This is a genomic window from Kitasatospora sp. NPDC001095 (genome assembly GCF_053598615.1).
In genome coordinates this window covers 21,220-45,993 of the sequence record NZ_JBSFKQ010000048.1, presented here as the reverse complement: position 1 = coordinate 45,993, position 24,774 = coordinate 21,220, and the positions used below count along the sequence as shown (strand labels likewise).

Annotated in this window: 21 protein-coding genes and 1 riboswitch; of the genes, 10 read left to right on the top strand and 11 right to left on the bottom strand. The window is 73.6% G+C overall.

The genetic code is table 11. The features are described 5' to 3' along the window. Positions 1-42 precede the first annotated feature (42 nt). Positions 43-2,943: an aminomethyl-transferring glycine dehydrogenase gene (gcvP, locus tag ACWDBB_RS29265; RefSeq protein WP_449792457.1), complete on the top strand. Its 2,901-nt coding sequence runs from the start codon at positions 43-45 to the stop codon at positions 2,941-2,943. A gap of 129 nt (positions 2,944-3,072) precedes the next feature. Here gcvP and ACWDBB_RS29260 read toward each other — a convergent pair whose 3' ends face one another. Both ACWDBB_RS29260 and ACWDBB_RS29255 read right to left on the bottom strand, forming a co-directional pair. Next, positions 3,073-3,264 (bottom strand): DUF5999 family protein, encoded by a 192-nt coding sequence (locus ACWDBB_RS29260; RefSeq protein WP_097235094.1) that lies wholly within the window; start codon positions 3,262-3,264, stop codon positions 3,073-3,075. A gap of 418 nt (positions 3,265-3,682) precedes the next feature. Further along, on the bottom strand, positions 3,683-4,255 hold the full coding sequence (locus tag ACWDBB_RS29255) for a hypothetical protein (protein WP_449792456.1): 573 nt from the start codon (positions 4,253-4,255) through the stop codon (positions 3,683-3,685). 377 nt (positions 4,256-4,632) lie between these two features. On the opposite strand from ACWDBB_RS29255, the gene ACWDBB_RS29250 reads away from it, so the two are divergent. Together ACWDBB_RS29250 and ACWDBB_RS29245 are read left to right on the top strand one after the other, a co-directional pair. Continuing rightward, positions 4,633-6,138: a glutamate--cysteine ligase gene (locus ACWDBB_RS29250; RefSeq protein ID WP_449792469.1), complete on the top strand. Its 1,506-nt coding sequence runs from the start codon at positions 4,633-4,635 to the stop codon at positions 6,136-6,138. Between the two features lie 96 nt (positions 6,139-6,234). After that, on the top strand, positions 6,235-7,023 hold the full coding sequence (locus tag ACWDBB_RS29245) for a CPBP family intramembrane glutamic endopeptidase (protein WP_449792455.1): 789 nt from the start codon (positions 6,235-6,237) through the stop codon (positions 7,021-7,023). Here ACWDBB_RS29245 and ACWDBB_RS29240 read toward each other — a convergent pair. From ACWDBB_RS29240 to ACWDBB_RS29215, 6 genes are all read right to left on the bottom strand, one after another. Then, positions 7,001-7,528, bottom strand: a complete 528-nt coding sequence (locus ACWDBB_RS29240) for an HAD domain-containing protein (protein WP_449792454.1) — start codon at positions 7,526-7,528, stop codon at positions 7,001-7,003. The two genes, ACWDBB_RS29245 and ACWDBB_RS29240, sit on opposite strands and share 23 nt — an antisense overlap. 100 nt (positions 7,529-7,628) lie before the next feature. Further along, positions 7,629-8,891, bottom strand: a complete 1,263-nt coding sequence (locus tag ACWDBB_RS29235) for an MFS transporter (protein ID WP_449792453.1) — start codon at positions 8,889-8,891, stop codon at positions 7,629-7,631. A gap of 72 nt (positions 8,892-8,963) precedes the next feature. Beyond that, a complete protein-coding gene (locus tag ACWDBB_RS29230) occupies positions 8,964-9,665 on the bottom strand; it encodes a dienelactone hydrolase family protein (RefSeq protein WP_449792452.1) in 702 nt (233 codons plus the stop codon). An 85-nt stretch (positions 9,666-9,750) separates the two neighbouring features. Beyond that, positions 9,751-11,163, bottom strand: a complete 1,413-nt coding sequence (locus ACWDBB_RS29225) for a sugar porter family MFS transporter (RefSeq protein ID WP_449792451.1) — start codon at positions 11,161-11,163, stop codon at positions 9,751-9,753. A 225-nt stretch (positions 11,164-11,388) separates the two neighbouring features. Continuing rightward, positions 11,389-12,030, bottom strand: a complete 642-nt coding sequence (locus ACWDBB_RS29220; RefSeq protein ID WP_449792450.1) for an FMN-binding negative transcriptional regulator — start codon at positions 12,028-12,030, stop codon at positions 11,389-11,391. A 14-nt stretch (positions 12,031-12,044) separates the two neighbouring features. Further along, positions 12,045-12,716, bottom strand: coding sequence for a pyridoxamine 5'-phosphate oxidase family protein (locus tag ACWDBB_RS29215; protein WP_449792449.1), 672 nt, complete (start codon positions 12,714-12,716; stop codon positions 12,045-12,047). A gap of 34 nt (positions 12,717-12,750) precedes the next feature. On the opposite strand from ACWDBB_RS29215, the gene ACWDBB_RS29210 reads away from it, so the two are divergent. Both ACWDBB_RS29210 and ACWDBB_RS29205 read left to right on the top strand, forming a co-directional pair. Beyond that, positions 12,751-14,088, top strand: coding sequence for an aminotransferase class I/II-fold pyridoxal phosphate-dependent enzyme (locus tag ACWDBB_RS29210; protein WP_449792448.1), 1,338 nt, complete (start codon positions 12,751-12,753; stop codon positions 14,086-14,088). A 59-nt stretch (positions 14,089-14,147) separates the two neighbouring features. Continuing rightward, positions 14,148-14,582, top strand: coding sequence for a hypothetical protein (locus ACWDBB_RS29205; protein WP_449792447.1), 435 nt, complete (start codon positions 14,148-14,150; stop codon positions 14,580-14,582). A 73-nt stretch (positions 14,583-14,655) separates the two neighbouring features. Here ACWDBB_RS29205 and ACWDBB_RS29200 read toward each other — a convergent pair whose 3' ends face one another. Next, positions 14,656-16,014, bottom strand: a complete 1,359-nt coding sequence (locus ACWDBB_RS29200; RefSeq protein WP_449792446.1) for an NAD(P)/FAD-dependent oxidoreductase — start codon at positions 16,012-16,014, stop codon at positions 14,656-14,658. A gap of 228 nt (positions 16,015-16,242) precedes the next feature. Here ACWDBB_RS29200 and ACWDBB_RS29195 point away from each other — a divergent pair, with 228 nt between their 5' ends. The 3 genes from ACWDBB_RS29195 (at position 16,243) to ACWDBB_RS29185 (ending at position 17,948) form a co-directional block, all read left to right on the top strand. Next, positions 16,243-16,998, top strand: coding sequence for a HipA family kinase (locus tag ACWDBB_RS29195; protein WP_449792445.1), 756 nt, complete (start codon positions 16,243-16,245; stop codon positions 16,996-16,998). Next, complete coding sequence (locus ACWDBB_RS29190; RefSeq protein ID WP_449792444.1) at positions 16,995-17,411, top strand: DUF3037 domain-containing protein; 417 nt, start codon at positions 16,995-16,997, stop codon at positions 17,409-17,411. Before ACWDBB_RS29195 ends, ACWDBB_RS29190 begins: the two co-directional genes overlap by 4 nt. Positions 17,412-17,495: 84 nt before the next feature. Continuing rightward, positions 17,496-17,948, top strand: coding sequence for a MarR family winged helix-turn-helix transcriptional regulator (locus ACWDBB_RS29185; RefSeq protein WP_392870217.1), 453 nt, complete (start codon positions 17,496-17,498; stop codon positions 17,946-17,948). 65 nt (positions 17,949-18,013) lie between these two features. Here the strand turns inward: ACWDBB_RS29185 and ACWDBB_RS29180 are convergent, their stop codons facing one another. Beyond that, a complete protein-coding gene (locus tag ACWDBB_RS29180; RefSeq protein ID WP_449792443.1) occupies positions 18,014-20,143 on the bottom strand; it encodes a HelD family protein in 2,130 nt (709 codons plus the stop codon). Positions 20,144-20,261: 118 nt separating this feature from the next. Here ACWDBB_RS29180 and purB point away from each other — a divergent pair, with 118 nt between their 5' ends. Beyond that, positions 20,262-21,692 carry an adenylosuccinate lyase gene (gene purB / locus ACWDBB_RS29175; RefSeq protein ID WP_449792442.1) on the top strand — a complete coding sequence of 477 codons (1,431 nt, stop codon included), beginning with the start codon at positions 20,262-20,264 and terminating at the stop codon, positions 21,690-21,692. A 41-nt stretch (positions 21,693-21,733) separates the two neighbouring features. Here the strand turns inward: purB and ACWDBB_RS29170 are convergent, their stop codons facing one another. Beyond that, positions 21,734-23,275, bottom strand: coding sequence for an MFS transporter (locus tag ACWDBB_RS29170; RefSeq protein WP_449792441.1), 1,542 nt, complete (start codon positions 23,273-23,275; stop codon positions 21,734-21,736). Between the two features lie 353 nt (positions 23,276-23,628). Then, a riboswitch (cyclic di-AMP (ydaO/yuaA leader) is annotated at positions 23,629-23,766 on the top strand. A 2-nt stretch (positions 23,767-23,768) separates the two neighbouring features. Between ACWDBB_RS29170 and ACWDBB_RS29165 the strand changes: the two genes are divergently transcribed. After that, on the top strand, positions 23,769-24,743 hold the full coding sequence (locus ACWDBB_RS29165) for a M23 family metallopeptidase (RefSeq protein WP_449792440.1): 975 nt from the start codon (positions 23,769-23,771) through the stop codon (positions 24,741-24,743). The last annotated feature ends 31 nt before the right edge of the window (positions 24,744-24,774 follow it).

Below are 24,774 nucleotides of genomic sequence, written 5' to 3'. Positions count from 1 at the left end.
TGCGTACCCCCGCCGGTCCGTGACCAGGAGGCCTCGACCACCATGAACGCCCAGCCGAACGCGGGACGCCCCACCGGCGCCTCGACCCTCACCGAGCTTGAGCTGGCCAGTCCCTTCGAGAACCGCCACATCGGCCCCGACGCCGCCGCGCAGGAGAAGATGCTGGCGTCCGTCGGCTACGGCTCGCTGGACGAGCTCGCCGCCACCGCGGTGCCCGAGGCGATCCGTTCCATCACCGCCCTGGACCTGCCCGCGGGCCGGACCGAGGCCCAGGTCCTCGCCGAGCTGCGCGAGCTGGCCGGCCGCAACCAGGTGCTCCAGCCGATGATCGGCCTGGGCTACTACGGCACCTTCACCCCGCCGGTGATCCTGCGCAACGTCATGGAGAACCCGGCCTGGTACACCGCCTACACCCCGTACCAGCCGGAGATCTCGCAGGGCCGCCTGGAGGCGCTGCTCAACTTCCAGACCCTGGTCTCCGACCTGACCGGCCTGTCGACCTCCGGCGCCTCGCTGCTGGACGAGGGCACCGCGGCCGCCGAGGCGATGGCGCTCGCCCGCCGCGTCACCAAGGTCAAGGGCGGTGTCTTCCTGGTCGACGCCGAGACCCTGCCGCAGACCCTCGCGGTGATCAACACCCGCGCCGTGCCGACCGGTGTCGAGGTCGTCGTCGCCGACCTGTCCGAGGGCATCCCCGCCGAGATCGCCGAGCGCGGCGTCTTCGGCGTGCTGCTCCAGTACCCGGGTGCCACCGGTGTGGTCCGCGACCTCGCCCCGGTGATCGAGCAGGCGCACGGCCTGGGCGCGATCGTCGCCGTCGCCGCCGACCTGCTGGCGCTGACCCTGCTCAAGTCCCCGGGCTCGCTGGGCGCCGACATCGCCTGCGGCACCACGCAGCGCTTCGGCGTGCCGATGGGCTTCGGCGGCCCGCACGCCGGCTACCTGTCGGTGCGTACCGAGTACGCCCGCTCGCTGCCCGGCCGCCTGGTCGGCGTCTCCGTCGACGCCGACGGCAACCGCGCCTACCGCCTGGCGCTGCAGACCCGCGAGCAGCACATCCGCCGCGAGAAGGCCACCAGCAACATCTGCACCGCCCAGGTGCTGCTCGCCGTGATGGCCTCGATGTACGCCGTCTACCACGGCCCGGACGGCCTGGCCGACATCGCCCGCCGCACCCACCGCTACGCCGCCGCCCTCGCCGAGGGCCTGCGGGCCGGCGGCGTCGAGCTGCTGCACGGCGAGTTCTTCGACACCGTCACCGCCGTCGTCCCGGGCCGCGCCGCCGAGATCGCCGCCGCCGCCCGCGCCAACGGCATCAACGTGTACCAGGACGGCGAGGACCGGATCTCCGTCTCCACCGACGAGACCACCACCCGCGAGCACCTGGCCGGCGTCTGGGCCGCGTTCGGCGTTCCCGCCGGCGAGGTCGCCGAGGGCGCCGAGACGCTGCCCGCCGCGCTGCTGCGCGAGGACGAGTACCTGACCCACCCGGTCTTCCACAGCCACCGCTCGGAGACCGCCATGCTGCGCTACCTGCGCCGCCTGTCGGACCGGGACTACGCGCTGGACCGCGGCATGATCCCGCTGGGCTCCTGCACCATGAAGCTCAACGCGACCACCGAGATGGAGGCGGTGACCTGGCCGGAGTTCGGCCAGCTGCACCCCTTCGCGCCGATCGACCAGGCCCAGGGCTTCCTGACCCTGATCCGCCAGCTGGAGCAGCAGCTGGTCGAGGTGACCGGCTACGACGCCGTGTCGATCCAGCCGAACGCGGGTTCCCAGGGCGAGTTCGCCGGTCTGCTGGCCGTGCGCGCCTACCACCACGCCAACGGCGACACCCAGCGCGACGTCTGCCTGATCCCGTCCTCGGCGCACGGCACCAACGCGGCCTCCGCGGTGATGGCCGGCATGCGCGTGGTCGTGGTGAAGACCCTGGCCGACGGCGACGTGGACGTCGAGGACCTGAAGGCCAAGATCGAGCAGCACCGCGACAACCTCGCCGTGCTGATGGTCACCTACCCGTCCACCCACGGCGTGTACGAGACCCAGATCACCGACATCTGCGCCCTGGTGCACGAGGCCGGCGGCCAGGTCTACGTGGACGGCGCCAACCTGAACGCCCTGGTCGGCCTGGCCAAGCCGGGCAAGTTCGGCGCGGACGTCTCGCACCTGAACCTGCACAAGACCTTCTGCATCCCGCACGGCGGCGGCGGCCCGGGCGTCGGCCCGGTCGCGGTGCGCGCCCACCTGGCGCCGTACCTGCCGAACCACCCGCTGCAGGCGGAGGCCGGCCCGGCCACCGGCGTCGGCCCGGTCTCGGCCGCGCCGTGGGGCTCGGCGGCCATCCTGCCGATCTCCTGGGCGTACGTCCGGCTTATGGGCGGCGAGGGCCTCAAGCACGCGACCCAGGTCGCGGTGCTGAACGCCAACTACATCGCCAAGCGTCTGGCGCCGCACTTCCCGGTGCTCTACACCGGCCCGGGCGGGCTGGTCGCGCACGAGTGCATCATCGACCTGCGTCCGCTGACCAAGGAGACGGGCGTGACGGTGGACGACATCGCCAAGCGCCTGATCGACTACGGCTTCCACGCGCCGACGATGTCCTTCCCGGTGGCCGGCACGCTGATGATCGAGCCGACCGAGTCCGAGGACCTGCACGAGATCGACCGGTTCTGCGACGCGATGATCACCATCCGCGCCGAGATCGACAAGGTCGGCTCGGGCGAGTGGGCGGCCGACGACAACCCGCTGCGCAACGCCCCGCACACCGCCGCCACGCTGGCCGGCGACTGGGCGCACGGCTACTCGCGGCAGGAGGCCGTCTTCCCGGCGGGCGTGAACCCGGCGGACAAGTACTGGCCGCCGGTCAGCCGGATCGACGGCGCGTACGGCGACCGCAACCTGGTCTGCTCCTGCCCGCCGCTGGACGAGTACGGCGTCTGACCGGACCGGGCCCGCAGGCCCGATCGGACGGCAGGGTCCCGGCGGAGTCTTCCGCCGGGGCCCTGCCCGTTTCGCCGGCCGAGTCGGCGGCTGCCCCCGCCGTCCGGCCGGACCGGCCGGACCGTTCGGTCAGGCCGCGTGGGCGACGGGACGGCGCGGGGCGATCACCCGGCCGTCGGGCAGCAGTTCTCCGGTGTCCTCGAACAGGACGACGCCGTTGCAGAGCAGGCTCCAGCCCTGCTCCGGGTGGCGGGCCACCGAGACGGCCGCCTCGCGGTCCTCGGACTCGGCCGACGGGCACTCAGGACGGTGCTGGCACATACGCGTACCCTCGCTTCGCTCTGCGATCCTCCCCGTGATGCGGTCGCCGGAGGTGGTGCCGTCCGGGACCGCTGCGGTGGTCGGATCCTGTCCGCACGCCGGCCAAGTGTGGACCGGCGCTCAAGTGGGTAGGACAGGGGGTCCTTCCACGCTGGTTCCCAGTGTCGGCATCCTGGGACCCGCGCGCAGGGATTTCGTGACATGCGCCACAACTCCCGGGTAGAGATCACCCGTTCAGGTGGGGCCGACGGGAAAGAGCACACCGGTGGGTCAGCCGGGGCATGACCCGATGGGGCCATGCCGGATGGTCCGGACGGGTGGTCGCCGTTCGGGTGAGGGCCCGCGGGCGCACGGGCGCGGGCACGGGTGGGGGCCGCCGGGGCGGGTGGGCCCGGCGGCCCGTGGGGCACCGGCCGGGTCAGGAGGAGCCGAGCAGCAGCGGCCTGGCGAGCGGGGTGCGGGCGAGCAGTGGCAGCAGTTCGGCGGCCGGGCGGGCGCGGTGCGCGGTGACGCCGAGCGGGGCCGGGGCGAGGGGGATCAGCAGATCGGCGGCCGGGTCGCCGTCGGGGCTGTGCAGCCAGAGCGCCGTGGCGTACTGGCCGGGGAAGGTCAGCAGCCGGGGCTGCCGGCGGGTCCGGGAGTTCTGGGCGAGCTGCCAGGCCTCGCGCAGTGCCCGGACCGTCGAGTCGAGGTAGGGGCCCGCGGTGAAGTGGGAGAAGCTGTGGCCCTCGGCGCTCTGCACCACCTCGGCGGCGGCGGCCACCTCGGGCCCGTCCTTGATCAGGAAGCGCCAGCCGGTGCGGCGGGCGGCCGGGAGTTCCGGGCGCGGGCCGTTCAGGACGTGCACCGCGAGCGGGTGGGCGGGGAGCAGTGGGCCGGTCGGATGGCGCAGTGCTGCGGCGGCGGGCTGGCGCAGCGCGGTCTCCGAGTCGAGCGCGCCCAGGACCGCGCGCAGCGCGCTCGGCGGGGGCTGGGGGGTTTGCAGAGTCATGGCGGGTCCGCCTCTCCAAGCGAGATCGGCGTGCGAGTGCGTCATACCGGCGTGGCGAGGCGACGCGTCTTCGGTGACGGGGCCCGGCCGTGTCCGGTTGTGCAGGATCGCGGAGCCGGCACGGTCGCCGCCGTCGACGAGGGCTTCTGGGCGGGGCGGACCGGCCGGAGCGCTGTGCCAATTCGAACAGGTGCGCAGGGTGATCTGTTTATCACAGGCTGTGGTGCCGGGCAAGTCCACAGTTCGTCTGATTTTCCGTCAGATGCCTTGCAATGCAAGCCAGTACACGTGTTCGGGTATCGATCTTCGAGGTGGGCATGATGCTTGCACGGTCGGTCGACCGGGTGCTCGACGGGGTGGCTCTGGAGGAGGGGACCGTGGGCGAGAAGGTCGTGGCTACTCGGGCGGAACTGGCGGACCGGCAGCAGTACCGGCGCAAGCTCCACACGTGTCTCGAAACACTCGGACGGATGATCCGGGAGGACCGCTTCGACCGTCCGCGGGCGGTGATGGGCCTGGAGATCGAGCTCAACCTGGCCGACGAGCAGGGCCTGCCGGCCATGAACAACGCGCAGGTGCTGAGCGCGATCGGCTCCAGCGACTTCCAGACCGAACTGGGCCGGTTCAACATCGAGGTCAACATCACGCCCCACCGGCTCTGCGGGCACGTCTTCGAGGAGCTGCGCGAGGAGATCGACACCGGGCTGCGCTACGCCGACCGGCGGGCCGCCGAGGCGGGCGCCAGGATCGTCATGGTGGGCATCCTGCCGACCCTGGAGCACGCCCACACCGGGCTGGACGCGATGAGCCACAACCAGCGGTACAGCCTGCTCAGCGACCAGATCCTGGCCGCCCGCGGGGAGGACATCGCGCTGGACATCGAGGGGGTCGAGCACCTCCAGCTGGAGTCGATCACCATGGTGGCCGAGGCCGCCGCCACCTCGCTCCAGCTGCACCTCCAGGTGACCCCGGAACGGTTCTCCTCGGTCTGGAACGCCGCCCAGGCGATCTGCGGGCCGCAGCTCGCGCTCGGCGCCAACTCGCCGTTCCTGTTCGGGCGGGAGCTGTGGCGGGAGACCCGTCCGGTGCTCTTCCAGCAGGCCTGCGACACCCGGACGGCGGAGCTCAAGGCCCAGGGGGTGCGCCCGATCACCTGGTTCGGCGAGCGCTGGGTGGACTCCGCGTACGACCTGTTCGAGGAGAACCTGCGGTACTTCCCCGCGCTGCTGCCGATCTGCGACGACGAGGACCCGCTGAAGGTGCTGGCCTCCGGCGGTGCGCCCAGGCTCGCCGAGATGCGGCTGCACAACGGCACCATCTACCGGTGGAACCGCCCGGTGTACGACGTCGCGGGCGGGGTGGCGCACCTGCGGGTGGAGAACCGGGCGCTGCCGGCCGGGCCGACGGTGGCCGACACGCTGGCCAACGCCGCCTTCTACTACGGACTGGTGCGGGTGCTGGCCGCGCAGCCCCGGCCGATCTGGACCCGGCTGCCGTTCGAGCGGGCGGACGAGAACTTCCAGCAGGGCGCCCGGTACGGCATCGACGCGGTGTTCCAGTGGCCGCGCTCGGGGCGGGCCGGGCGCGGCGGCGGGCTGCAGACCGTGTCCGCGGTCGACCTGGTGCTGAACGAGCTGCTGCCGATGGCCTACCAGGGCCTCGACGAGTGGGGCGTGGAGCCCGCCGACCGGGACCGCTACCTGGGCATCATCGAGCAGCGCTGCCTGCGCCGCACCAACGGAGCGTCCTGGCAGACCGCGACCTTCCACCGGCTGCGCGAGCAGTACGGGATGGACCGGCCGGCCGCGCTCGCGGCGATGACCAGGCGCTACGCCGAACTCATGCGCGGCGGCGAGCCGGTGCACACCTGGCCGGTGGGCTGAGACCTCCCCTCCGGGGCGGCCGCGCGGCTGTGTCAGGATGATCGCTCCGGCGGTCGGCCGACGGCCGGAGCGACCGCCCCGTCCGCTGGAGCCCCCGTGACCACCGTCCCGACCGCGCCGGAGACCGCGAAGCCCACCCGTCGGCTGCTCGGCGTGGAACTGCTGATCGTCCTCGGCCTCTCGCTCGGGGCCAGCGGGATCGGCGCGCTGATCAGCTTCACCGGTTCGCTCACCGAACCGCTCAAGCTCGGCCAGCAGGTCGCCACCCTGAACGGTTCGCGCGCACCCGGACGGCCCTGGCTGGACCTGGTGTGGCAGCTGTACTACATCGGGCGCGGGCTGATGCCGGTGGTGCTGGTCGGCTACCTGCTGGTGCGCGAGGGCTTCGCGCTGCGGGTGCTGGGCTTCGACCTCGGGCAGAAGCTGCGCGACCTGGGGCGGGGCGCCGCCGTCGCGGCCGCGATCGGCGGGTCGGGGCTGGCGCTCTACCTGGCCTCGCAGGCGGCCGGGTACAACCTGACGGTGGCGCCGTCAGGGCTGCCGGACGTGTGGTGGCGGGTGCCGGTGCTGGTGCTGTCGGCCTGCCAGAACGCCGTCCTGGAGGAGGTCGTCGTCCTGGGCTACCTGCTGCGCCGGGTGGAGCAGTCGGGGTGGTCCTGGCCGGCGGCGGTGGCGGCGAGCTCGGTGCTGCGCGGCTCGTACCACCTGTACCAGGGGGTCGGCGGGATGGTCGGTAACATGGTGATGGGCGTGGTGTTCTGCCTGCTGTACCGGCGCTGGGGGCGGGTGATGCCGCTGGTGGCGGCGCACGCCCTGATCGACACGGTGGCCTTCGTCGGGTACGCGCTGCTGGCCGGGCACGTCAGCTGGCTGCCGACCCCCTGACCAATGGCGCCCGGCCGCGCGGCGGACGGGCGAGCAGCCGGTCGACGTGCCGGCGCTCCAGGCCCTGGCCCGGATCGACGGGCAGCAGCAGGCGGTCCCGGCGCCACAGGGAGCGGCGGACCAGGCGCGGCGGGATGACGTCGTCCACCCAGGCGAAGGGCCGGCCCCCGGCGTAGCGCAGCAGTGGGGCCCACTTGGCGGCGGAGAACAGTTCCATCAGCGGGACGCGCGGGTCGCCGGGCTGCGGGGTGTAGCCGGCGAGGGCGACCACCGGCAGCGGGTCCAGGCCGATCGCCGGGGCGATGTGGGTGTTGGCGTTCTCCTCCCAGGTGGTGGCCCAGACCAGGTCGTACGTTCCGGCGAGCTCGCGCAGCCAGCTGCCGTGCCGGGTGGACAGCAGGACGGTGTAGCCGAACAGGGTGTGCGAGTCGAACCCGGTGTCCGGGTGCGGACGGACCGGGTTCAGGACGCCGTCGACGTCCAGGAACAGCAGTGGCTTCGGCACCGGTGGCCCCCAGAGACTCGTGGTGTTTCCCGACTGTCCGGACGACACTCGCGCACCTCCGGTTGCTCCCGGACGGGCGCACGCCGGGCGCGCGCGGCGCTCACGGGGTGGGTGCGGGCTCACCGGCGGGCACCGGTGCGTCCGCCGTGCTCCGACGGCTCAGCCGGCGCACCTGGGGGTCCAGCAGGACGACCGCGCTGAGCACCAGGCAGGCGGCGGCGCACGTCCAGAGCGCGCCGGACAGGCCGAGCGCCACGGCGGCGGGGCCGGCCAGGGCGGTGCCGACCGGGGCCAGCGAGTAGGAGCCGAGTTCGTCGTACGCGGTGACCCGGGAGAACATCTCCGCGGGTATCTCCTGCTGGAGCGCGACCATCCAGTTGACGCCGAAGACGGTGACGCCGACGCCGGACAGGAACATCGCGACGACCAGCAGCGGCAGCGGCACCTCGGCGGCGAGGGCCAGGGCGGGCACGCCGAACAGGAAGACCCCCCAGTTGCCGACCAGCAGGATCCGGCGCGGCCGCCACCGCGTCATCAGCACGCCGGTGGCCACCAGGCCGACCCCGTAGGCGGACATCGCCAGGCCCCAGGCGCCCGCGCCGCCGAGCCGTTCCTCGGCGGCCGTCGGCCCGTACACCGACTCGACCGCGTTGATGCAGGCGACCAGGACGGAGAACTGGAGCACGATCACCCAGAGCCAGCGGCGGGAGGCGAACTCCCGCCAGCCCTCGCGCAGGTCGCGCAGCATGCTGGCGCCGGAGGGCGCGGGGGCCTGCTCCGGCTCGAGGAAGAAGCGGAGGGCGGCGGCGACCAGGAAGCACAGGGCGTCCAGGGCGAGCACCCAGCCGGGGCCGACGACGGCGGTGAGCGCGCCGCCGAGGGCGGCGCCGCCGATCTGGGAGGCGTTGAGGCCCATCCGGAAGACCGCGAAGGCGCGGGCGGCGTGCTCCTGGGGGACGGCCTGCATGATCATGCCGCCGGAGGCCGGAGTGTAGAGCGCGTAGCCGGCTCCGCCGGCCGCGGAGAGCGCCAGCATCTGCCAGAGCCGTACGTCCCCGGTCAGCACCAGGGCCGCCAGGACGGCCTGGGAGACCCCGCTGAACACATTGGCGGCGACCATGATCAGGTGGCGCGGCAGCCGGTCGGCGAGGGTGCCGCCGACCACCAGGAGCAGCACGGTGGGCACCAGTCGGGCGGCGGTGACGTAGCCGACCTCGGCGGTGGTGCCGCCGGTGCCGAACACGGCGAAGGCGGTGGCGATGGGGGCGCCGGCGTTGCCGAGGCCGCTGATCACGGTGGCGGCGGTCTGGATGCGGAAGTTGCGGCTCGCCCAGGCGAAGCGGCGCGGAGGTGGGGTCGGCACCCGGAGACTATGCCGAAAGGTCGTACAGGTGTCCATCCCGTTTTCACACCGGAGCCCGGGGTGGGAGGGGAGTCAGCCGAGGTGGCCCCAGAGGAAGGTGAGGGTCCGGCGCCAGGCGATCCGGGCCTGGAGCGGGTCGTAGGTGCCGATCAGGTTCTCGTCGTTCATGAAGGCGTGCCCGGCCGGGTAGAAGTGGATCTCCGGGCGGACGTCGGTGGCCTCGCCGATCCGGATCGCCGCCTCGTCCACGGCGGCCATCGGGATCGAGCCGTCCAACTCGCCGAAGTGGCCGAGCACGTGGGCGGTCAGGCCGCGGTAGTCGAAGTCCGGATCGGTCGGCAGGCCGTAGAACGGGACCACGGCGGCCACCTTGTCGCCGGCCCGGGCGGCCAGCAGCAGGGCGAAGCCGCCGCCCATGCAGAAGCCGACCACCCCGACGGCGTCGCCGACCACGGCGTCCAGTGAGAGCAGGTGGTCGACGGCCCCGGCCAGGTCCTCCACCGCCCGCTCGACCGGGAGCTCGCGCATGAACCGGGCCGCCTCGGCGCGGTCGTGGGTGGTGGCGCCGCCGAACAGGTCGGGGGCGAGGACGGTGAAGCCCTCGGCGGCGAAGCGGTCGGCCATGTCGGCGATGTGCGAGGTGAGCCCCCACCACTCCTGGACCACCACCAGGCCGGGCCCGACGCCCTGCGGCGGCCGGGCCAGGTAGCCGTGCGCGGTGCGGCCGTGGCTCGGGAAGGTGACGTTCTGCCGGGAGCCGCCCTGGTCAGGCATGGCTTCCTCTCGGTGGGTCGGGCCGCGAGCGGCGGGGGGTCGGCGGTGCGGGCCGTCTGCGGCGGGGGCGGTGGACGGGGCCGGGTCAGCCCATCTCCTCCAGGGCGCGGCCCTTGGTCTCCTTGATGCAGAAGGCCACGAACGGGATGGAGAGCAGCGCGAAGGCCGCGTAGATGACGTACGTCGCGGAGAGGTTCCAGTCGGCGAGGTCCGGGAAGCTGACGGTGATCGCCCAGTTGGCGATCCACTGTGCCGAGGCGGCGACGGACAGCGCCAGCGCGCGGATCCGGTTGGGGAACATCTCGCCGAGCAGCACCCAGACCACCACGCCCCAGGAGAAGGCGAAGCAGAGCACGAAGACGTGCGCGGCGACCAGGGCGACGGTGGCGTGGGTGTTGTCCAGGGTGGCGGTGTCGCCGGTGCCCTCCCGGTAGGAGAACGCCCAGGCGGCGGTGCCGAGCGCGGCCGCCATGCCGATCGAGCCGGCCAGGGCCAGCGGCTTGCGGCCGATCCGGTCAACCAGGACCATCGCGATCACCGTGCCGATCACGTTGATGATCGAGGTGGAGAGGCTGATCAGCAGGGAGTTGGCCTCGTTGATGCCGACCGACTGCCACAGGAAGGACGAGTAGTAGAAGATCACGTTGATGCCGACGAACTGCTGGAACACCGAGGCGCCGATGCCGACCCAGACGATCGGCAGCAGGCCGAACCGGCCGCCCATCAGGTCCTTCGCCCGGGGCTTGCGGGCGGACTCCAGCACCGAGCGGATCTCCGCCACCCGGGCGTCCAGGTCCACGCCCTCGCCCTCGACCTCGACCAGCACCCTGCGGGCCTGCTCCTCGCGGTGGTCGGCGATCAGGTAGCGCGGCGACTCCGGGATGGCGAGCGCCATCAGCCCGTACACCAGGGCCGGGATGGCCTCGACGCCGAGCATCCACTGCCAGGCCTGGATGCCGCCGAGGTGGTTGGTGGACTCGCCGCCGGCGGCCTGGTTGATCGCCCAGTTGGCCAGCTGGGAGACGGTGATGCCGAGCACGATCGCCATCTGCTGGAAGGAGGCGAGCCGGCCGCGGTAGGCGGTCGGGGCGACCTCGGCGATGTACGTGGGGGCGATCACCGAGGCGATGCCGATCGCGATGCCGCCGATCACGCGCCAGACGGCGAGGGTCTCGATGTTCGGCGGGAACATCGAGCCGATGCCGCTGGCCGCGAACAGTGCGGCGGCCAGCAGCATCGTGCGGACCCGGCCGAGGTGGTCGGCGAGCCGGCCGGCGAGCACCGCGCCCACCGCCGAGCCGAGCAGCGCGATGGCCACCACGAACGCGGTGGTGCCGTGGCCGACCGCGAAGTGCTTCTGGATGCCCGTCACGGCACCGTTGATCACCGCGCTGTCGTAGCCGAACAGGAAACCGCCCATGGCGGCGGCCGCCGAGATGAACACCACGTGGCCGAGGTGGGCCTCGCCGGACGCCCGTTGGCTGTTGACTGAGGACACACGCGCTCCCGGGAGTGGACGGACCCGCTCTGACGGTGAGTGGGCAGGGCTCGTCTCACATTCGAGCAGCGCCGCGGCCGACCTGCCCGAGTTGGCGGCCGATTGGCGGCCGACCGGGTGACCCGGAGTCAGCCGACGGCGCGCCGGCCGGCCGCTGCGCGAGTGGTCGACGCGCGGGGCGTGGCCCGGGGGGCGTCGGTGCCCCGCGGCGTTCGCGGTGCCCGGCTAGGCCGTGCGCCGTCGGTGACGGCGGAGCAGCTGGGTACGGGCGGCGGCGTACTGGTCGTGGCCGCGCCCAGGGCCGTCTGCGCGCTCGGCGAGCCGGTCGGCGATGGCGTACTGCACCTCGGCGGGCTTCTTGTCGTCGTACTTGAACTTGGCCCGCACCTCGTTCACCGTCAGCCGGAGCCCGCGCAGCCCGGGCAGCTGCCGGGCCAAGGCGCCGTCGCCGGGCACCACCCGGACCTCCGGTGTCTCGGGCTGGAAGTGCGCCAGCTGGCGGTTGAGGATCTCCGCCTTGTCGGCTGCGGCCTCCACCACCTCGGCGGTGCAGTGGAAGTGGACCGAGGCGTAGAAGCTGGTGGGCGTGCCCGGTTCGCCGCGCCAGTGGCCGGGGGCGAACGCGTAGCCGTCGGTGACCGCGAGGGTGACCTGGGGGTCGGCCCGGACGGCGGCCAGCAGTGGGTTGGGCGCGGCGAGGTGGAGCAGGATCTCGCCGCGTTCGGCGTCCAGCAGGAAGTGCGTCGGGACGAGCACCGGCCCCTCGCCGGGGCCGCCGTTGGCGGCGAGCAGGCCGAAGTCGCGGCCCTCGGCCAGCCAGGCGCGCCACTCCTGCTCGTCGCCGCGGTCCCAGGATCTGATCAGCACGGGTGGTCCTCCCGTCAGCGCGGGTAGCCGCGCAGGTGCGCGGGGAGCGGGACGGCGGTGCCGGGGTGCGGCTCGGGGGTGCCGTGCACGGTGGTGACCGGGATCAGACCGGACCAGTGCGGCAGGTCGGCGTCCTCGGGGTCGTCGTCGGCGCCGTCCTCGCGGGTCTTGGCCGAGACCTCGTCCAGCTCCAGCCGGAGGACGGCGGTGGCGGCGAGCTCCTTGGCGTTGGCCGGACGGACCTCGGCGGAGCGCCCCGGAACCGCGTGGTCGACCAGGGCGGCGAGCGCGACGTCCAGCTCCTCGGGGTCGGTGACCTGGTGCGCGGTCCCGTGGGCGACCACCGAGCGGAAGTTCACCGAGTGGTTGAACGCGGACTTGGTCAGCACCAGCGCGTCGACCTGGGTGACGGTGACGCAGACCGGCATGCCCTGCTCGCCGGAGGCGTTGCGCATCGGGCGGCTGCCGGTGGAGCCGTGGACGTAGAGCCGGCTGCCGACCCGGGCGAAGATCGTCGGCAGGACCACGGGGGCGCCGTCGACGACGAAGCCGAGGTGGCAGATGTAGGCGCTGTCGAGGATGGCGTGGATCGCCTCCTGCTCCCAGGTGGCCCGGTCCCGGTAGCGGGTGGGGGTGGTCCTCGGGGTGCGGGAGTAGCTGGGCGAACCTTCCGCGGTGGCTGACATGACATCCTCTATGTACTAGTGCATAATTTGCTTTGTGCTAGGAGGCTATCCGCTGAAAGGGCGACGCGCCAGCGAAATCGCGGCCCACATCGAGCAGGGCGTGAGCAGCGGGCAGCTCGCCCCCGGAACCGCGCTGCCCCCGCTGCGCGACCTCGCCGCCGAACTGGGCGTCAACCCCAACACCGTCGCCGCCGCCTACCGGCTGCTGCGTGACCGCGGCGTGATCGAGACCGCCGGCCGCAAGGGCAGCCGCATCCTGCCCAGGCCCGCCCTCACCCCGCGCGACCAGATCCGCATCCCCGTCCCGCCGCACGCCCGCGACCTGTCCACCGGCAACCCCGACCCGGCCCTGCTGCCCGACCTCGCCCCGGCCCTCGCGGCCGCCGCCGAGGCCGCGCGCACCGACCCGGTGCTGTACGGGCACGCCGCCGTCGACCCGCTGCTGCTCGCGCTCGCCCGAGCGTCCTTCGAGGCCGACCGCCTGCCCGGCGGCCCGATCGCCGTCGCCTCCGGCTCGCTGGACACCGTCGAACGCATTCTCGGCGCCCGGCTGCGCCCCGGCGACGCGGTGGCAGTCGAGGATCCGGGCTGGGGCAGCCTGCTCGACCTGCTGCCCGCGCTGGGGCTGAAGCACGCGCCCGTCCGGCTGGACGACGAGGGTCCGCTGCCGCACGCGCTGGCCGCGGCGCTGGCCGAGGGCGCGCGGGCCGTGGTGGTCACCAGCCGGGCGCAGAACCCGACCGGGGCGGCGCTCACCGCACGGCGGGCCGAGGCGCTGAAGGCCGTACTGGCCGAGCACCCCGGGGTGCTGCTGATCGAGGACGACCACGGGCACGGCATGGTCGACCAGCCGTACCACTCGCTGGTCGGCGCCGACACCCGGCACTGGGCGGTGGTGCGCTCGGCGGCCAAGGCGTACGGGCCGGACCTGCGGGTCTCGGTGGCGGTCGGCGACCACGAGACGATCGGACGGGTGGCGGGCCGGCTGCGGCTGGGGGCCGGCTGGGTCAGCCACCTGCTGCAGCGCACCGTCGCGGAGCTGTGGGCCGGTGACGCCGCGCCGGCCGACCGGGTGGCCGCCGTCTACCGGGCCCGGCGGGACGCCCTGCTGGGCGAGCTGGCGGCCCGTGGGATCGCCGCGCACGGGCGGAGCGGGCTGAACGTCTGGGTGCCGGTGCCGGACGAGACCTCGGTGCTGGCGGCGCTGGTGCAGCGCGGCTGGGTCGCGGCGCCGGGCGCGCGGTACCGGATCCAGTCGCCGCCCGGGCTGCGGTTCACCACGGCGCGGCTGGAGGCGGCGCAGGCGCGGGAGCTGGCGGAGGACCTGGCGGCGGTGCTGGGGGCGGGCGGGGGCGGGTCGCGGCTGGTGTGAGTCCGGGGCTGGTGTGAGTCCGGGGCGGGCGTCGGGAGCGGGGCCTGCACAGCGCCGAGATGCGCTCCCCGGAGAGCGGCTGGACCCGCTCCGACACCGGCGGCCGCCCGTTCTGGGAGGGGGACGCCGACTGGGCCCGAGACTCGATGGTGCCGCAGATCTCCGGGGCGCCGGCGGGCGTCGCCGCCGCCAAGGGTGCGCAGTTCCTGGACCTGTCGGACATGCTGCAGGGCCGCGAGGTCTGCGCGACGGCTACCAGGCAGCCGACCGCGAACTCCGGCTCGTCCGCGACCACGGGCGAGTGGGCGCGCTTCCTGGACGGCGGGCTCGACTCCACGCAGGGCGCGCTGCGGGAGTCGATGCACCCCGACCACTACGGCCGGCAGGAGGTCGGGCCGTGCCTGACGCTGCTGTGGGCGCGCCCGAGCGGTGACTACGCGTGCCGCGACGCGGCCGGGCAGGACGCGAGCGGGATGTACCTGACCGCGCGGTGATCGCGGTGACGGCGCGGTTCGGCGCCCTCGCGGCCGGTTCCGGCGGGGGCGCCGTTGCGTCGGTCTGCCGTGCTCAGCCCTTGGCGAGCAGCGACTGGGCGTGCGCGCGTACCTGATCCCTCGTCAGATAGGCGTCGGTGTACTCGAAGTCCCGCAGTCGGGCGGGTTGGCGGGCGAGGAATCCGATGCGGACGAACTCGTCGCCGGCGGTCGCGTTGAGCAGCCAGTTGGTGCCCACCCGGAACTTGGCCACGTTGGTGCGCATCGCCATCAGGTGGTAGCCGCGCGCCACCAGCTGCGCGGGCACGCCGCGGAGTTCCACGCCGAGCGGCTTGGAGACCGCGTCCTTGCCGCCGAGGTCGACCACCAGGCCCAAGTCCTTGTGGTAGTACGGCTCCAGGGGCTGGTTGCGGAGCGAGGCGATCACGTTGTTCGCGACCGCGCGGCCCTGGCGGGCGGAGTGCTGGGCGGTCGGCGGGCAGACCGCGCCGTCGCCCTTGGCGAGGTCGGGGACGGCGGCGGCGTCGCCGAGCGCGAACACGCTCTCGAACTGCGGCACCCGCATCTCCGCCGTCACGGCGAGCCGGCCGCGGACCGTCTCGGCGTCCAGCGTGCCGATCAGCGGGCTCGCGGCCACGCCGGCCGTCCAGATCAGGGTGCGGCAGGGGAGCACCCGGCCGTCGGTGAACTTGACGGTCTCGGCGCCGACTTCGGCGACCGAGACGCCCAGCGACACCTCGATGCCGCGGTCGCGCAGCACCTCCAGGGCGGACTCGCCGAGCGGGTCGCCGAGTTCCGGCATCAGCTTCGGGGCGATGTCGATCAGGTGCCACTTGATCTGCCGGGCGTCCAGGCGCGGGTAGCGATGGGCGGCGGCGGTGGTCAGCCGCTGGAGGCAGGCGGCCGTCTCGGTGCCCGCGTAGCCGCCGCCGACCACCACGAACTGGAGCCGGGACTCGCGCTCCTTCTGGTCCAGGGTGGTGGAGGCGAGGTCGAGTTGGGCGATCACGTGGTCGCGGACGTAGGCCGCCTCGGCGAGCGTCTTCATGCCGCGGGCGTAGTCGGTGAGGCCGGGGATGTCGAAGGTGCGGGTGACGCTGCCCGGGGCGAGCACCAGGACGTCGTACCTCAGCGCGACCACCTCGTCGGTGATCTTGCGGACGACGCACACCTTGGAGGTCGGGTCCACGCCGATGGCGCCGCCCGGGACGATGTGGGTGCGGCGCAGCGTGCGGCGCAGCGAGACGGCCACGGACTGCGGGGTGAGGACGCCGGCCGCGACGTGGGGGAGCAGGGGTAGGTAGAGCTGGTAGCTGAACGGCGTGACCAGCGAGATCTCGGCCTCCGACGGTGACAACTTGTGTTCGAGGCGGCGGGCGCACTCCAGACCGGCGAAGCCACCGCCCACGATCAGGATCCGAGGTCGTTCCATCGCTCATCCCTTTGCCGTGAAGGTCCCCACTTACTGTCCGCCACACTCGCACGGAGCAGCGGGGGCTGCCACCGGGGCGGGGCTATGGAGTGGGGAGGGAAGGGTGGTGCCGGGGGGAGGCGGGGGCTGCCACCGGGGCGGGGGCGTGGGGGAGGGGAGGGAGATGCCGGGGGGAGGTGCGGAGGTGAAGGGAGAGGAAGGGGCGCAGACACCGATAGGCTGTCGGCCGTGCTACCCGAGGTGACGGCGATCCGGTACGTGACGCCACTGCGAGAAGGCGGCTCGATGCCGGGCCTGGTCGAGGCCGACGATCGGCGGCTGTACGCGCTGAAATGGGTCGGTGCGGCGCAGGGCCGCAAGGCGTTGGTCGCGGAGGTGCTGGCCGGGGAGCTCGGCCGGCGGCTCGGGCTGCCGGTGCCGGAGCTGGTGACGGTCGACCTGGACCCGGTGCTCGCGCGCAGCGAGCCGGACCACCAGATCCAGGACCAGATGCGGGCCAGCGGCGGGACCAACCTGGGGATGGCCTTCGTCAGCGGCGCGCTCAACTTCGACCCGCTCTGCTTCGAGGTGGACCCCGAGCTGGCCGGGCAGGTGCTCTGGTTCGACGCGCTGATCGGCAACGTCGACCGCTCCTGGCGCAACCCCAACCTGCTGGTGGCGACCGGCGGGCTGCGGCTGATCGACCACGGCGCGAGCCTGATCTTCCACCACAACTGGTCCGGCGCCGCCGCCTGGATCCGCCGTCCGTACGACGCCTCCGACCATGCGCTGCTGCGCGCCCGGCCGGACCTGGCGGCAGCCGACAAGGCGCTCGCGCCGCTCGCCGAGGCGGCGATCGAGGGCGCGGTGGCGCAGATCCCCGAGGTCTGGCTGGCGGACGAGTTCGGCTTCGACTCGCCCGACGAGGTGCGCGCCGCGTACCGCGCCCAGTTGACCCGACGACTGGCCGGTCCGCGCGACTGGCTGCCGGAGGTGCCCGCATGACCGAGCCCGTGCTGTCCATGCTGCCGGTCGCCGTAGAGCTGCACGACTACGAGTACGCCGTGATCCGCGCGGTGCCGAGGGTCGAGCGCGGCGAGTGCGTCAACGTCGGGGTGCTGCTGTACTGCAGGCAGAGCTCGCACCTGGCCGCCCGGACCCACCTGGACCAGGCCCGGCTGCTGGCACTGGACCCGGTCGCGGACGTCCATGGCGTGCGACGGGCGCTGCACGGGATCGAGGCGGTCTGTCAGGGCGGCCCGCAGGCCGGTCCGGCGGCGGGGGACAGCCCCGGGCAGCGGTTCCGCTGGCTGACCGCGCCGCGCAGCGCGATCGTCCAGCCGGGGCCCGTGCACACCGGGCTGACCGCGGACCCGGAGGCGGAGCTGCGGCGGCTGTTCGACCAGCTGGTGCTCTGACCCCGGGGCGGTGTGAGGCGGCTCGCCGACGGTTGCCGTGGTCAAAGCTTGAGTTACTGAAGCACCTGGTCGTACGCTGACCCCATGGGTTCGACAGCGACGACGACCGTACCGACCAACGCCGAATTGATGGAGGTGTTGGCCGCCGTCGGTGCCGCGTACTTCCAGGACTTCGCGGCGGCCGCCGCCCGGCACGGCCTCTCCTCCTCGCAGGCCAAGGCGCTGGGCGCGGTGCAGGAGCCGGTGCCGATGCGGGCGCTGGCCGGGCGGCTGGGCTGCGACGCGTCGAACGTGACCGGGATCGTGGACCGGCTGGAGTCGCTGCGCCTGGCCAACCGGGAGGCGGCGGCCGGTGACCGCCGGGTGAAGATCGTGGTGATCACGGCCGAGGGCCGGGAGATCCTGAACCGCATCCGGGGCGAGATGGCCCGGACCCACCAGGCCTTCGAGGCGATGACCGACGAGCAGCGGATCGCGCTGCACTCGATCTGCTCCCAGGTGCTGCCGGTGCTGGCCCGTACGGGCGGCGCGCAGTAGGACCCCGCGCCGCCCGCGCCACTCGTGCCGCCGGTGCCGGTCGGGCCGCCCGTCGGTCGCGCCGGTCAGAGCAGCCCGGCGAGCTCCGGCGGCAGCGGCCGGTGGTGGAGCAGGGTGAGCGAGCGGGTGGCCCGGGTCAGGGCGACGTAGAGGTCGCGCGGTGCGAGTCCGGCCGGCTCGACCACCACGACCGCGTCGAACTCCAGCCCCTTGGCGTCCGCCACGGTGAGCGCGTCCAGTTCCGCGGTCAGGGCGTCCGGTGCGATCACGCCCAGGGTGCCGGGGCCGGCGGGCAGCCGGGCGAGCGCGGCGGCGAAGTCGCCCTCGGGCACGTGGACGGCGCGGGGCCGCTCGGTGCCGGGGCGGATGGAGTCGGGCGGCCGGTGGCCGGGTACGGCGGCGCGCAGCACGGCGGAGGCGATGGCCATGAAGGGTTGCGGCGTACGGTAGTTGACGGTCAGCCGCTCCTCGCGCCAGCGGCCGGGCAGGTGCGGGTCGAGCATCTCGGCCCAACTGCGGGCGCCGGCGGGCGATCCGGTCTGGGCGAGGTCGCCGACGATGGTGAGCGAGTTGGTCGGGACACGTCGCAGGACGGCGCGCCAGGCCATCGCGGACAGCTCCTGGGCCTCGTCCACGACGACGTGGCCGTAGGCCCAGGTGCGGTCGGCGGCGGCGCGTTCGGCGGTGGAGCGGTACGGGCCGTCGTCGCGGAATCGCCCGGCCAGCGCGGCGGAGTCCAGCAGGGCGTCGCCGGTCTGCCCGGTGATGGTCAACACGCCCTGGGCGAAGGCCAGTTCGTCCGGATCCTGGTCGGCAGCGGCGGATTCCCTTGCCGTGCCGAGAAGTTCGGCGGCCTCGTCGAGCAGCGGGACGTCCTCGACCGTCCACCCGGAGCCGGGCGGACGGAGCAGGGCGGCCGCGTGTTCGGGGGCCGCCGTGGTGAGCAACTCCCGGTCGGTGAGAAGCCTTTCGAGGAGTTGTTGCGGGGTGAGCCGGGGCCAGAGCGGGTCGAGGGCGGCGCGGACGTCCGTCCGCTCCCACAGCTCGCGCGGGGCGTAGTGCGCCTCCTCGTCGTCGTAGGGGCGGCCGAGGGTGAGCGCCTGGGCGATGGCGAGGGCGTCGAGCAGGGTGCCGAGGAAGAAGCCGCGGGCCCGGTTGTGGGGCAGCCGCAGGCCGCGGGCGGCGTCGCGGGCCTCGGCGCAGGCCCGGGCGGAGACCTTCAGCCCCTCGCCGAGGTCCAGGCCGTCGGCCGGGGCCGTCTGGTGGGCGGCCAGGGCGCGCCGGAGCACCCCGGCCATCCAGGGGCCGCCCTTGGCGAAGGCGGTGGCGGGGGCGTCGGTGCCGGTGGCGGTGACGCCGGGGAGGAGTTCGCCGACGGTGCGCAGCACCACCTCGGTCTCGCCGAGGGCGGGCAGCACCTCGTCGATGTACCGCAGGAAGCCGGGGTTGGGGCCGATCACCAGCACGCCGCGGCGCTCCAGCGCGGCGCGGTGGGTGAACAGCAGGTAGGCGGTGCGGTGCAGGGCGGCCAGCGTCTTGCCGGTGCCGGGGCCGCCCTGGACCACCAGGGCGCCGGGCAGCGGGGAGCGGATCACCCGGTCCTGCTCGGCCTGGATGGTGGCGACGGCGGTGCCCATCCGGCCGGTGCGTTCGCGGTCGAGGGCGGCGAGCAGGGCGGCCTCGCCGACCAGGCCGCGCCGGTCGGATTCGTCCAGTCCGGCGAGGTCGAGCGCCTCGTCGTCCAGCCCGGTGAGGGTGCGGCCCCGGGTGTGCAGGTGGCGGCGGCGGACCACGGGGCCGGGGTGGGCGGGGGTCGCGGTGTAGAAGGGACGGGCGGCCGGGGTTCGCCAGTCGAGCAGCAGCGGTTCGTACGCCTCGTCGGTCAGGCCGGTGCGGCCGACGTAGTGGACGGTGCCGTCGCGCTCGTCGAGCCGGCCGAAACACAGGCCGCGCTCGACCGCGTCCAGCCGGGCGGCGTGACGGGCGGCCCCGCGGGCGCGCACCTCGCGTTCCAGTCGGGCCTGGTGGGTGCCGCCGGGTGCGGCCTGGTCGTGGGCGCCGTCGGCGGTGCGGCGGGCGCGTTCGCGGACGGCGTCCAGCCGGGCGTAGAGCCGGGTGAGGTGGGCCTGCTCGGTGCGCAGGGCCGCGGCGAGGGCATCGCCGGGGTTCCCCGTGGCCGCTGGTGCTTGGCTCATCGATGTGATATCCTTGCGGTGAGGAGGCTTTGGAGTGTCATCTGAATGGCGCTCAATTGACCCAGCCTACCCCATCCGCCGACGTCCGGCGTGACCTCGGCTGTTACCCTTGCGAAGCGTGAGCGCGAAGCCCCAGATCCCCAATGTCCTGGCCTCCCGGTACGCCTCGGCGACCCTGGCCCAGCTGTGGTCCCCCGAGCACAAGGTGGTCCTCGAGCGCCACCTGTGGCTGGCCGTCCTGAAGGCCCAGCAGGACCTCGGCGTCGAGGTGCCGGCGACGGCCGTCGCCGACTACGAGCGGGTGATCGACCAGGTCGACCTCGGCTCGATCGCCGCCCGTGAGCGGATCACCCGCCACGACGTGAAGGCCCGCATCGAGGAGTTCAGCGAGCTCGCCGGGCACGAGCAGATCCACAAGGGCATGACGTCCCGGGACCTGACCGAGAACGTCGAGCAGCTCCAGATCCGCCAGTCCCTGGAGCACGTGCGGGACCGCACGGTGGCCGTGCTGGTGCGTCTGGCCAAGCTGTCCGCCCAGCACTCCGAGCTGGTCATGGCCGGCCGCTCGCACAACGTGGCCGCTCAGGCCACCACCCTGGGCAAGCGGTTCGCCTCGATCACCGACGAGCTGCTGGTCGCCTTCCGCCGCCTGGAGGAGCTGATCGCCCGCTACCCGCTGCGCGGGATCAAGGGCCCGGTCGGCACCGCCCAGGACATGCTGGACCTCCTCGGTGGGGACACCGAGAAGCTCGCCGAGCTGGAGCGCCGGGTCGCCGGGCACCTCGGCTTCGACCACGTGCTGACCAGCGTCGGCCAGGTCTACCCGCGCTCGCTGGACTTCGAGGTGCTCACCGCCCTCGTCCAGCTGGCCGCCGCGCCGTCCAGCCTGGCCAAGACCATCCGCCTGATGGCCGGCCACGAGCTGGTGACGGAGGGCTTCAAGGAGGGCCAGGTCGGCTCCTCCGCGATGCCCCACAAGATGAACACCCGCTCCTGCGAGCGCGTCAACGGCCTGGCCGTCATCCTGCGCGGCTACGCCTCGATGACCGGCGAGCTGGCCGGCGACCAGTGGAACGAGGGCGACGTCTCCTGCTCGGTGGTGCGCCGGGTCGCGCTGCCGGACGCGTTCTTCGCCTTCGATGGCCTGCTGGAGACCTTCCTGACCGTCCTCGACGAGTTCGGCGCCTTCCCCGCCGTGATCGAGGCCGAGCTGGACCGCTACCTGCCGTTCCTCGCCACCACCAAGGTGCTGATGGGCGCGGTGCGCGCGGGCGTCGGCCGGGAGACCGGGCACGAGGTCATCAAGGAGCACGCCGTCGCCTCCGCGCTGGCGATGCGGGCCGGCGCCCGGGAGAACGAGCTGCTGGACCGGCTGGCCGCCGACGAGCGGATCCCGCTGGACCGGGCCGCCCTGGACGCGCTGCTGGCCGACAAGCTGTCCTTCACCGGCGCGGCCGGCGCCCAGGTCGCCGAGGTCGTCCGCCAGGTGGAGGCCGTCGCGGCCGCCTACCCGGAGGCCGCCGAGTACGCGCCCGGCGACATTCTCTGACGGGCGGCATTCCCTGACGGGAAGCGCCTTCTGACGTAGCGTCAGCCCTTGGGTGAGGGCCCCGCCGCCGGACCGGTGGCGGGGCCCTCGCGCGTCACGGGGACGTGGCCCGGGTCGAGCGGCGGGGCGGTGGGCCCGCACGGCCAGTCGCAGTTCGGCTCGGCCACCGGCTGCTCCTCGGGGGCGAGCACGTTGCCCCGTACGGTCGCGGAGGCGATCAGCCCGCCGGCGACCAGCAGGCCCGCGCAGATCAGCATGGCGGTGTGGAAGGCGGCGTCGACCGAGGAGGGTACCCGGTAGGCGTCGCCGCTCAGCCCGGCCAGCGCCGGCAGGGCGGCCACCGCGAGCAGGCCGGCCGCGCGGGCGGCGGCGTTGTTGACCCCGCTGGCGATGCCCGCGTGGCGGACCTCGACGGCGGCCAGCACGGTCGCCGTCAGCGGTGCGACCAGCAGCGTCATGCCGCAGCCCATCACCGTGACGGCGGGCAGCACGTCCACCCAGTACGAGGAGTCCGGGCCGATGCGCAGCATCAACAGCACCCCGGCGGCGCACAGCATCGGGCCGACGGTGAGCGGGATGCGCGGGCCGATCCGCTTGCCGAGGCGTCCGGCACGGGCGGACAGCAGCAGCATCAGCACGGTGATCGGCACCAGGGCGAAGCCCGAGACCAGCGGCGAGAACCCGGACACGATCTGGAGCTGCACCACCAGCAGGAAGAAGACGCCGCTGAACGCCGCGTACACGCACAGGGTGACCAGGTTCACCGCGGTGAACAGCCGGGAGGAGAAGAGGCCGAGCGGCAGCATCGGTTCGGGCGCGCGGCGCTCGACGGCCACGAAGGCGACGCCGAGCACCACCCCGATCACCCCGCTGACCCAGACGGCGGGGGACAGGCCCTCGCCGGCCGCGGTCAGCGCGTAGGTGATCGCGCCGAGGGCGAGGGCGGCGAGCACGGCGCCGAGCACGTCGAAGCGGCCGGAGGCGTCCTTGTCCCGGCTCTCCGGCACCGACCGGGTGGCGACGGCGATCACGGCGGCGGCGAGCGGCAGGTTCAGCAGGAAGATCCAGCGCCAGCCGGGGCCGTCCACCAGCCAGCCGCCTAGGAACGGGCCGACCGCCGCCGACACCCCGCCCAGGCCGGACCAGAGGCCGACCGCCGCCGAGCGGTCGTCAGGGTGGAAGACGGCCTGGAGCATGGCGAGCGAGCCGGGGGTGAGCAGTGCCCCGCCGATGCCCTGGACGGCGCGGGCGGCGATCAGCACGTGGATGTTCGGTGCGGCGGCGCAGGCGGCGGAGGCGATGGCGAACCAGACCACGCCGATCAGGAAGACCTTGCGCCGTCCGTACCGGTCGCCCAGCGCGCCGCCGAGCAGGATCAGGCCCGCCAGGGTGAGCAGATAGGCGTTCAGGGTCCATTGCAGGGACGCGAGGGAGGCGCCGAGGTCGGCGCCGATCCGGGGCAGGGCGACGTTCACCACGGTGCCGTCGAGCATCGCCATGCTGGAGCCGAGCACCGTCGCCAGTAGTACCCAGCGGCCCTGCGCGGTGCTCAGGCGCAGGGTGCCGGCCTCTGAGGTGGCCACGGGCGAATCCTGCGCTGCCGGGGCGCACGTGACAAGGGTCACCGGTGGGTGTGTTGACGGTGGGCGGGGTGTGAGTGGGCGGCTGCGCAGCGTCGCGGATCTCGGCGCAGGGTCGTGGATCAGTGGCGGGGGGTGAATGGATTGTGTACGGAACGTGTGCTCCGGCCTGCGGAGGGTCACCGGGGAAGGGGGAATGGTTGCGCTTTCAAAGATCGACATTGCTTCACCCGAACGGATGGGTTTTAGTTCAGCGACCGCCCGGCCAGTCCGGACGGATCCGCCGGGTGGAACGCCGAGTCCTGCCGCTGCCCGGTGGTTCGAAACGAACTCTGTACGGCAGGAGCGGGGGACCCACAGGTAAGTCGCCGGACCGGAGTTCGCGCCTCAGGGCGCGGGCGTCCAGGACCGGCTAGGGGTGAAGCCGCGCATGCGGCCGGGCAACTCCAGCCCGAACCCGACAGCTCACCTCGCAGGCGTCGGAGAGGAAACTTCCATGCCTGCTCAGGCTCGTCGTATCGCCCTGCCCCGCGCCGCCCGCATCGGCATCGCCACCGCCGTCACCGGCGTCTCCTTCGCCCTCCCGCTCGTCACCGCGATGAGCGCCCAGGCCCACACCGCTCCGGCCGCCCCGGTCGCGCAGGCCGCCGCCTCCGCCCGCGCCGAGTCGGCCGCTGCTCCGGCCGCCCAGGCAGTGCAGGAGAGCTACCGCGTCGTCAGCGGTGACACCCTGTCCAAGATCGCCGAGGTCAAGAACGTCGAGGGCGGCTGGCACGCGCTGTACGAGCAGAACCGCTCGGTCGTCGGTGCCGACCCGAACCTGATCTTCGCGGGCCAGCGGCTCGCGCTGCCGGGCCACGCCGTCGCGCCGTCGGCCGACTCCGCTCCGGCGAAGGCCGCCGCCCCGGCCGAGTCGGTCGCTCCCGCGACCCAGGCCGCCAAGGCGCAGGACCGGGTCCAGGTGCGGACCGAGGCCGCCAAGCCGGCCACGCAGCTGCAGACCCAGCTGCAGGTCGCCACCCCGGCCCAGGCCGTGACCGCCACTCCGGTCGCCGCCGCCACCTCCGGCTTCGTCGCCCCGCTGGCCAACCCGAGGCTCGGCACCGCCTACGGTGTGGCCGGCTCGATGTGGGCCTCCGGCCACCACACCGGCCAGGACTTCGTCGCCTCCACCGGCACCCCGCTGCGCGCCATCGCCAACGGTGTCGTGGTCAAGGCCGGCAACGGCGGCGCCTACGGCAACGAGGTCGAGATCAAGCTCGCCGACGGCCACTACGCCGAGTACGCGCACCTCTCCTCGATCGGCGTGAGGATCGGTCAGGCCGTCACCGTCGGCCAGCAGATCGGCCTGTCCGGTGCCACTGGCAACGTGACCGGCCCGCACCTGCACTTCGAGGTCCGCAACGGCTCGGAGTACGGCTCGGACATCAACCCGGTCGCCTACCTGCGCGCGCACGGCGTCGCGCTCTGACCCACGGCTGAGCTCCGAGGGTTTCCGGAAC

Coding starts and splice junctions, on each gene's coding strand:
- gcvP (WP_449792457.1), top strand. CDS start 43: ATGAACGCCCAGCCGAACGCGGGACGCCCCACCGGCGCCTCGACCCTC.
- ACWDBB_RS29260 (WP_097235094.1), bottom strand. CDS start 3,264: ATGTGCCAGCACCGTCCTGAGTGCCCGTCGGCCGAGTCCGAGGACCGC.
- ACWDBB_RS29255 (WP_449792456.1), bottom strand. CDS start 4,255: ATGACTCTGCAAACCCCCCAGCCCCCGCCGAGCGCGCTGCGCGCGGTC.
- ACWDBB_RS29230 (WP_449792452.1), bottom strand. CDS start 9,665: ATGCCTGACCAGGGCGGCTCCCGGCAGAACGTCACCTTCCCGAGCCAC.
- ACWDBB_RS29215 (WP_449792449.1), bottom strand. CDS start 12,716: ATGTCAGCCACCGCGGAAGGTTCGCCCAGCTACTCCCGCACCCCGAGG.
- ACWDBB_RS29205 (WP_449792447.1), top strand. CDS start 14,148: ATGCGCTCCCCGGAGAGCGGCTGGACCCGCTCCGACACCGGCGGCCGC.
- ACWDBB_RS29200 (WP_449792446.1), bottom strand. CDS start 16,014: ATGGAACGACCTCGGATCCTGATCGTGGGCGGTGGCTTCGCCGGTCTG.
- ACWDBB_RS29190 (WP_449792444.1), top strand. CDS start 16,995: ATGACCGAGCCCGTGCTGTCCATGCTGCCGGTCGCCGTAGAGCTGCAC.
- ACWDBB_RS29185 (WP_392870217.1), top strand. CDS start 17,496: ATGGGTTCGACAGCGACGACGACCGTACCGACCAACGCCGAATTGATG.
- ACWDBB_RS29180 (WP_449792443.1), bottom strand. CDS start 20,143: ATGAGCCAAGCACCAGCGGCCACGGGGAACCCCGGCGATGCCCTCGCC.
- ACWDBB_RS29165 (WP_449792440.1), top strand. CDS start 23,769: ATGCCTGCTCAGGCTCGTCGTATCGCCCTGCCCCGCGCCGCCCGCATC.